This window comes from Terriglobia bacterium, assembly GCA_020073205.1.
In the GTDB taxonomy this organism is placed as follows: Bacteria; Acidobacteriota; Polarisedimenticolia; order Polarisedimenticolales; family JAIQFR01; genus JAIQFR01.
Map to the genome: position 1 here is coordinate 1 of JAIQFR010000156.1, position 7010 is coordinate 7010.

Here is a 7010-nt window from a genome sequence, read left to right on the forward strand (position 1 = left end):
TATGGTTCTCCGGGGTACGTTGATAGGGAGCCCGGTCAGTTCCGAGCAAATGCAAAAAGCCGACGCGCTCCTCGGGGAGCGGGGGCACGGGTTCGTGGACGCGATGAAGGTGCTGGACGGAGGGAGGATCTCGATCGCGGCGCTCGCCCTCGGCATGGCACGGGGCGCGTACGATGCCGCGGTCCGGTACGCGCGCGAGCGCCAACAGTTCGGGCGCGCGATCGCCGAGTTCCAGGCGATCCAGTTCATGCTGGCCGAGATGGCGACGCGGATCGACGCCGCCGAGCTCCTGGTCCACAAGGCGGCCTGGATGAAGGACCACGGGATGAAGACGACGAAGGAATCCTCGATGGCGAAGCTGTACGCCTCCGAGACCGGCGTCTACGTGGCCGACCGCGCGCTCCAGATCTTCGGCGGGTACGGTTACGTGAAGGACTTTCCCGTGGAGAAGTTCTACCGGGACGTGAAGCTGTGCACCATCGGGGAAGGGACGAGCGAGATCCAGCGGCTCGTCATCGCCCGAGAGATCCTCGGGCGGCTCTGAGTCGCGGCGCGCGGCGACCGATGGAAGAGAGCGCGGCGCGATCCGACCTCGTCCGGCGCCTGGCCGGCGGCGACCCGCGCGCGCTGGCCCGGGCGATCAGCCTCGCCGAGGAGTCCGCGCCGGCGGCCCCCGTCCTGTTGCGCGAGGCGTTCCCGCTCTCGGGCGGGGCGACGATCGTCGGGGTCACGGGGGCCCCCGGGGCGGGGAAGTCCAGCCTCGTCGACCGGCTCGTGGGTCGGCTCAGGGCCGCGGGGCGCCGGGTGGGCGTGATCGCCGTGGATCCCAGCAGCGCCTACTCGGGCGGAGCGATCCTCGGCGACCGGGTCCGCATGCAGGACCACGCGAACGACCCCGGCGTGTTCATCCGCTCCATGGCGACGCGCGGGCACCTCGGCGGCCTCTCTCGGACCGCGGGGGACGCCATCGATCTCATGGACGCCGCGGGCTTCGATCCGATCCTGGTGGAGACGGTGGGCGTCGGGCAGGACGAGGTGGAGATCGCCCGCGCCGCGGACGTGGTCGCCGTGGTTCTCGTCCCCGGAATGGGGGACGACATCCAGGCCATCAAGGCCGGGATCCTCGAGATCGCCGACGTCTTCGTGATCAACAAGGCCGACCGACCGGATGCCGACCGCCTCGACACCGAGCTGCGGACGATGATGTCCCTCGCCCCGGATGACGGCAGGCCGAGGCCTCCGATCTTCCGGACGATCGCGGTGCGGGACGAGGGGATCGACGATCTCCTCGCGGGGTTCCTTCGGTTCGTGGAGGGGCAGGGCCCCGCGAGGCGCGCCGTGCGGAGGCGCGAGCGCGCCGAGGCGCGGTTCCGGGCGATCCTGTACGAGAGGCTGGTCGGGGGAGTGCTCGCCCGGGTCCTCCCCGGAGAGTCGTTCCGCGCCGCGGTGGACGAGATCGCGGAGCGCCGGACCGACCCGTACACCGCGGTGGAGCGGATCCTCTCGCGGGTGGAGGTGCGATGAGCCTCAGGCTCGATCACGTCGGGATCGCGGTCCGGAGCCTCGAAGACCGGCTGCGGTTCTGGAGCGGGGCGCTCGGGCTCGAGGTGGAGGGGATCGAGACGATCGAGAGCGAGGGGGTTCGCGTGGCGTTCCTCCGCGCCGGCGAAGCCCGTCTGGAGCTGATCGAGCCGCTCCGCGAGGACTCGCCGATCGGCCGCCATCTGGATAGGAGGGGCGAGGGGATCCACCACCTGACCCTCGAGGCGGACGATCTCGACGCGGCCGTCAAGGGCGCGGTGCGCGGCGGCGCGGAAGTGCTCGGTGGGGGCGCGCGCCCCGGTGCCGGCGGTCGGGAGGTGGCGTTCCTCCACCCGAGGTCGTGCGGCGGGGTTCTCGTCGAGGTCGCCTCCGCCTCGCGCCCGGCGGAGCCCGCGAGGCTCGGGCCGGGCCAGCCGGTGCTCCTCTACCTCAGGGACCCGCAGGAGAAGCTCTGGGGGGTGCTCCGGGGGCTCGACACGACCGGCATCACGATCGAGGGGGTCGACCTCGCGTCGTTCGATGACTGGGTCGTGCAGGTGGAGCGCGGTTCTTCCACCGCGGTGGGCCCGTCGCTGCTGTTCTTCCCGATGCAACGGGTGGAGCGGGTGCTCCTCGACCGTCCGAGCGGGGACCTGCCGTCGCTGGCCGACCGCTTCCGCAAGCGGACCGGTCGGTCCGTCCGCGACGTGCTGGGCTGATCGTCAGGCGGCGAACGGCACCACGCGATCGCGTCCTGCGCGCTTGGCCTGGTAGAGCGCCTGGTCGGCCCTGAGGAGGAGGCCTCGAAGGTCGCCGGAGTCGTGCTGCGGGAACGCCGCCACCCCGATGCTCGCCGTGGTCCGGAGCGTCGCCCCGTCCGCCTCGACGACGAGACGGGAGACCGCCTTCCGCAGACGCTCCGCGATGGTGCTGGCCCCGTCGAGATCCGTCTCGGGAAGGAGGAGGCAGAACTCGTCCCCGCCGTACCGGCACGCGAGATCCGCGGCGCGCAGGCGCGAGCGGATGGTGAGGCCGATCGCGCGCAGGTAGCGGTCGCCGTGCAGGTGCCCGTGCCGGTCGTTGATCTCCTTGAAGCCGTCCAGGTCCAGCATGAGCACCGCGAAGCAGCCGCCGTACCGCCGCGCGCGGTTGTGCTCCTCCTCGAGGCGCCGGTGGAAGTAGTCGCGGAGGAAGAGGCGCGTCAGGGAATCCACGGTGGCCATCTCGTAGTGGCGCGCGTTCTCGATGGCGACCGCGGCCTGCTGGGCGATGGTCGTCAGGACGGAGAGCTGGTGCTCGTCGTAGGCGCCCGCGCGGGAGCTCCTCACCGACAGCACGCCGACGACCCGCTCCTCGACCACGAGCGGCACCGCGAGCGCCGACCGGGCCTCGGGGGGGATCCCGTCGGTCCGGAAGGGAAGCGAACCCGGCGTCTCGTGGAGGTCGTCCACCCGGACCGGCCTCTTCTCGAGGACGACCCAGCTTAAGAGCCCGTCCGGAGCGGTGGACACGGCGGCGCCCGACGGCCCGCTCCGCGCCCAGCGGTGGGCGACGTGGATCTCGCCGGTGTCCGGATCGACGAGGGCGACGGCGAGCGCATCGAGGTCGAGGATCTTGGGACACTCGCGCTCCACCACCGAGAACACCCGCGCGGGATCGAGCGACGACAGCATCTCGCGCCCGATGGCGTGCAGCGTCGCCAGCTCGGTCAATCGCGCGGCGAGGACGTCGTTGGTGCCCCTGAGGTCCGCGAGCGCGCGATCCAAGGCCTTCATCGCGATCTCGCCGAAGAGGACGACGGAGGCTAGCGAGAGCGCCAGCGGGAACGCACGCTCGGGAAGGAGCGCGGCGAGGCACCAGGCCAGCGGCACGTCGACGGTCTCGAGGAGGACCCGCCGGAGCGAGCGCTCGACCCCGCCTTGCCCGATGCTCCCGCGGAGGAGCGCCGCGACGAGAAAGGCGGCGAGCTGCGCCAGGGCGAACAGAGCGAGGAGGTAGGCCAGCGCCGCGACGGAGGACGGCGCGGCTTGCCGGGCGTCGCCCGGGAGCGCGAGCACCGCGAGGGCCATCCCCGCGGAGACGGCCGCGGCCGAGCGGAGTCCCCGCCGCGACGGGCCCGCGACACCGCCTCCCGCTCCGCCGCCGAGAGCCGCGAACAGCACGACGAGCGCGCACGGAGCGGGGAGCACGTCGAACGCGGCGAGAACGAACGACAGCGCGAGGCGGACGGGCCGCCCGTTGCCGTCGAGGGACGCGATGCGCGCGGCGAGCGCCGCGACCATCGCGAGCGCGAGGGTCAGAGGGAGCGCTTCCGCGAGGGCGCCGGCCGTCGTGGGACGCGCGATCGCGACGGAGCCCGCCGAGGCGAGGACGAGCAGCCAGGGCGAGAATCGATCGTAGAGGTCCCTTCTCAAGAGCATATCGTTTTCATTCCAGAATGCGTGCGCCCTTCCGGGTGCTTCGCACACAAACGTACGTCGGCCCCACGTAGAAGCAAGCTCATCTCCTGCATGCCCAGGGCTCGCCGTGCCGCGCGTTCCTTGACAGGTCTCGGCCGCACTCGGATAATCGTCTTTCGTCGAATTCGTTGAATCCCCGGAGGATGGATTGAGCACCGAGCCCCGCCGCACCGGACGTCGGAGGGGATTCCCGCCGGCGAGGCGTCGCGGACGGCTAAGGGTGGCGGCGTGGGCGCTGGCCGTCGGGGCCGCCATGTCCGCGGGTGTGCGAGCCCAGGAGTCGCCGGCTCCCGCGGGGGAGAATCCCATCGCCCCCGCGACCGTCCCCTTCTTCCTCAAGGGCGTGGATCTTTCGCTCCCGGCGCAGGAAGCGTTCCGCGGCTGGCCGCCGGAAGAAGTGGTCGACGGGCACCTCTACTGGCTCCCCTGGATCGGCCCGACGTTCCAGAAGGCGGCGATGTTCGATCGTCCCGTGCTCCTGGTGCTCCACGCTCCGTGGAGCCGTCCGTCCCAGCGGCTGTTCACGGAGACGCTGAAGGACCCGGAGGTCGTCCGCGCGATCAACGAGGGGTACGTCCTGATCGTCGTGGACGCCGATCGGAGGCCGGACATCCAGCAGCGGTACCAGACCGGCACGTGGCCCGTGATCGCGTTCCTGCTCCCCGATGGGAAGCCCATGATCAGCAAGGCCAATCCGCGCGGCGTCGCGGCCCCGATCACCGCCGGCCTCGTGGATCCCCCGACCATGAAATTCCTGCTCCGGGAGGCGCGCACGTACTACCTCCGCGATGCGCAGCCCCTCAAGGACAAAGGGGCCAGGTGGGTGGAGCTCGAGGGGCAGAACAAGCCGAAGACCGGGTCCGTCGGGCTCGAGGCGTCGAGCGCGCTCGAGCGGTGGCTCGTCGGGAGCGCGGACCGCACGGATGGAGGTTTCGGCGGGGGAGCGAGATTCCTCGTGCCGGGCCTGACGGAGTACGCTGCGATCCTGGCCGCGCGAGGCGAGGCCGGCCTCGAGGAGCCGGCGAGCCTCATGCTGACGAAGCTCCTGGCGAGCCCGCTGTACGACCGTCGCGACGGTGGGGTTCATCGGCTCGCCATGACCCCGGCGTGGGGGGGCGTCCAGTTCGAGAAGATGCTGGAGACGAACGCCCAGCTCCTCCGCGAGCTTACGCTTCTTGACCGGAGGACCGATTCGGAGGACCTGCGCGCCGCCCTCCGCGCCACCGCGCGCTTCCTGACGACGGTCCTCGCTCGACCGGGCGGAGGGTATTACCTCGCGCAGATGGCGGACCCGCGCTCGAAGGACGGTGGGGCTTACTGGGACGCGAAGGACGACGGGAAGAAGCCGCCTCCCCTGGACCGGCTGGTGATCTCGGGGACGAACGCCCTCGCGGGTGCGGCCCTCCTCCGGACCGGAACGCTTCTCGGGGACGCGGCGCTGGAGAAGGCGGGTCGGGACGCGGTGGACTTCGTGCTGTCCCGGGGGTTCGAGAAGGGGCGCGGGGTCAGCCACGTCCTCGAGCCGAGTCCGGACGGCAGACGCGATCTCGCGGATCAGGCGGAGACCGCGTTCGGCCTGGCCGACGCCTTCGAGACGACGGGGGAGCGCCGATACCTGGACGCGGTGCGGGACATCGTCCAGTTCTGCATGCGGAACATGCTGTCCCCCGGCGAAACCGCCCTCAGGGACATGGTCCCGGAAGCCCGCCCGCAGGGGATCCTGGGAAACGCGCGGTGGCCTCTCCGCGAGAACGTCCTGCTCGCCCGGGTGCTTCTCCGCCTCGCCGCGCTGGGAGAAGGGGACGATTATCGTGAGCAGGCGGCGTCGATCCTGGCAACGTTCGGAGGGGACCTGGTCCCGTTCGGCGTCCAGGCGACCTCCGCCGCGCTCGCCATCGAGGAGTCGGTCCGACCGCCCGTCACGATCCGCATCGACGGCCGACCGGACGGTCGCGACACGCTTGCGTTGCGCCGGGCGGCGAACGGCCTCCCGAACCTCTGGTGCGTCGTGGCCACGGGCAATGTCGGGGCGGCCAAGGCATCCGCGACGGTGTCCTTCAAGGGCGAGACCCGAAAGGCCGGCAGCGCGGACGAGCTTGCGCGCTGCGTCCGGGAGATGACGGGCGGCGCGCCGGAGGGAGGACGGTGAGCGGGGCGCGGCGCGCCCGCATCGGCATCCTCGGCGGGAGCGGGCTCTACGACCTGGCGGGTCTCGACGGGTCCGAGGACGTCCGGCTCGACACGCCGTTCGGGCCGCCGTCGGACGCGTTTCGGCTGGGGACGATCGACGGCCGCGAGGTCGCCTTTCTCGCCCGCCACGGTCGGGATCACCACCTCCTCCCCTCGGAGATCAACTACCGGGCGAACGTGTACGGGTTCAAGCTCATGGGTGTCGAGCGGATCCTGTCGGCATCGGCCGTCGGCTCCATGAAGGAAACGATCCGGCCTCGTGACGTGGTGCTTCCGGACCAGTTCGTGGACCGGACCCGCGGGCGCGCCTCGACGTTCTTCGGGAGCGGGATCGTCGCGCACGTGGCGTTCGCCGACCCGGTCTGCCCGGAAGCGCGCGGCGTGCTGCTCGACGCCGCGCGGCGCGAGGGGGCGACGGCGCACGACGGCGGGGCGTACCTCTGCATGGAGGGCCCCGCGTTCTCGACCCGCGCGGAGTCGAGGCTGTACCGCTCCTGGGGAGTCGAGGTGATCGGGATGACGAATCTCCAGGAAGCGAAGCTGTCCCGGGAGGCGGAGATCTGCTACGCCACCCTCGCCCTCGTCACCGATTTCGACTGCTGGCACGAGGAGGAGGAGGACGTGTCGATCGGCGCCGTTCTCGAGAACCTCCGCGCGAACGCCCGGCTCGCCGCGGCGATCCTGAGGCGGGCCGCGATCGAGCTGCCCGTCGAGCGGCTCGCCTGCGGCTGCGGCCGGGCCCTCGAGCGCGCGATCATCACCCGCCGCGACGCGATTCCCGCCGAGGCGAGGGATCGGCTGCGGCCGCTCGTCGGGCGATACCTCGACTGAGCGGGAGGC

General features: G+C 71.6%; 6 protein-coding genes. 5 read left to right on the forward strand and 1 reads right to left on the reverse strand.

The window, feature by feature from the left end; translation table 11 throughout:
- The 3 genes from LAO51_19295 to mce all read left to right on the forward strand — a co-directional run.
- Nucleotides 1-544, forward strand: a 544-nt coding sequence (locus LAO51_19295; GenBank protein MBZ5640888.1) for an acyl-CoA dehydrogenase, incomplete at its 5' end; no start/stop codon positions are given.
- 20 nt (nucleotides 545-564) lie between these two features.
- Nucleotides 565-1524, forward strand: coding sequence for a methylmalonyl Co-A mutase-associated GTPase MeaB (meaB, locus tag LAO51_19300; protein ID MBZ5640889.1), 960 nt, complete (start codon nucleotides 565-567; stop codon nucleotides 1522-1524).
- On the forward strand, nucleotides 1521-2240 hold the full coding sequence (gene mce / locus LAO51_19305) for a methylmalonyl-CoA epimerase (protein ID MBZ5640890.1): 720 nt from the start codon (nucleotides 1521-1523) through the stop codon (nucleotides 2238-2240). The genes meaB and mce overlap by 4 nt, the downstream gene beginning before the upstream one ends.
- Nucleotides 2241-2243: 3 nt before the next feature.
- On the opposite strand, the gene LAO51_19310 is transcribed toward mce, so the two are convergent.
- Nucleotides 2244-3935, reverse strand: coding sequence for a sensor domain-containing diguanylate cyclase (locus LAO51_19310; protein ID MBZ5640891.1), 1692 nt, complete (start codon nucleotides 3933-3935; stop codon nucleotides 2244-2246).
- A gap of 193 nt (nucleotides 3936-4128) precedes the next feature.
- Here LAO51_19310 and LAO51_19315 point away from each other — a divergent pair, with 193 nt between their 5' ends.
- Both LAO51_19315 and mtnP read left to right on the forward strand, forming a co-directional pair.
- A complete protein-coding gene (locus LAO51_19315; GenBank protein MBZ5640892.1) occupies nucleotides 4129-6129 on the forward strand; it encodes a DUF255 domain-containing protein in 2001 nt (666 codons plus the stop codon).
- The gene (mtnP, locus tag LAO51_19320; GenBank protein MBZ5640893.1) at nucleotides 6126-7001 is read left to right on the forward strand and encodes an S-methyl-5'-thioadenosine phosphorylase; all 876 of its coding nucleotides are present in this window, start codon (nucleotides 6126-6128) and stop codon (nucleotides 6999-7001) included. The genes LAO51_19315 and mtnP overlap by 4 nt, the downstream gene beginning before the upstream one ends.
- Nucleotides 7002-7010: the final 9 nt, after the last annotated feature.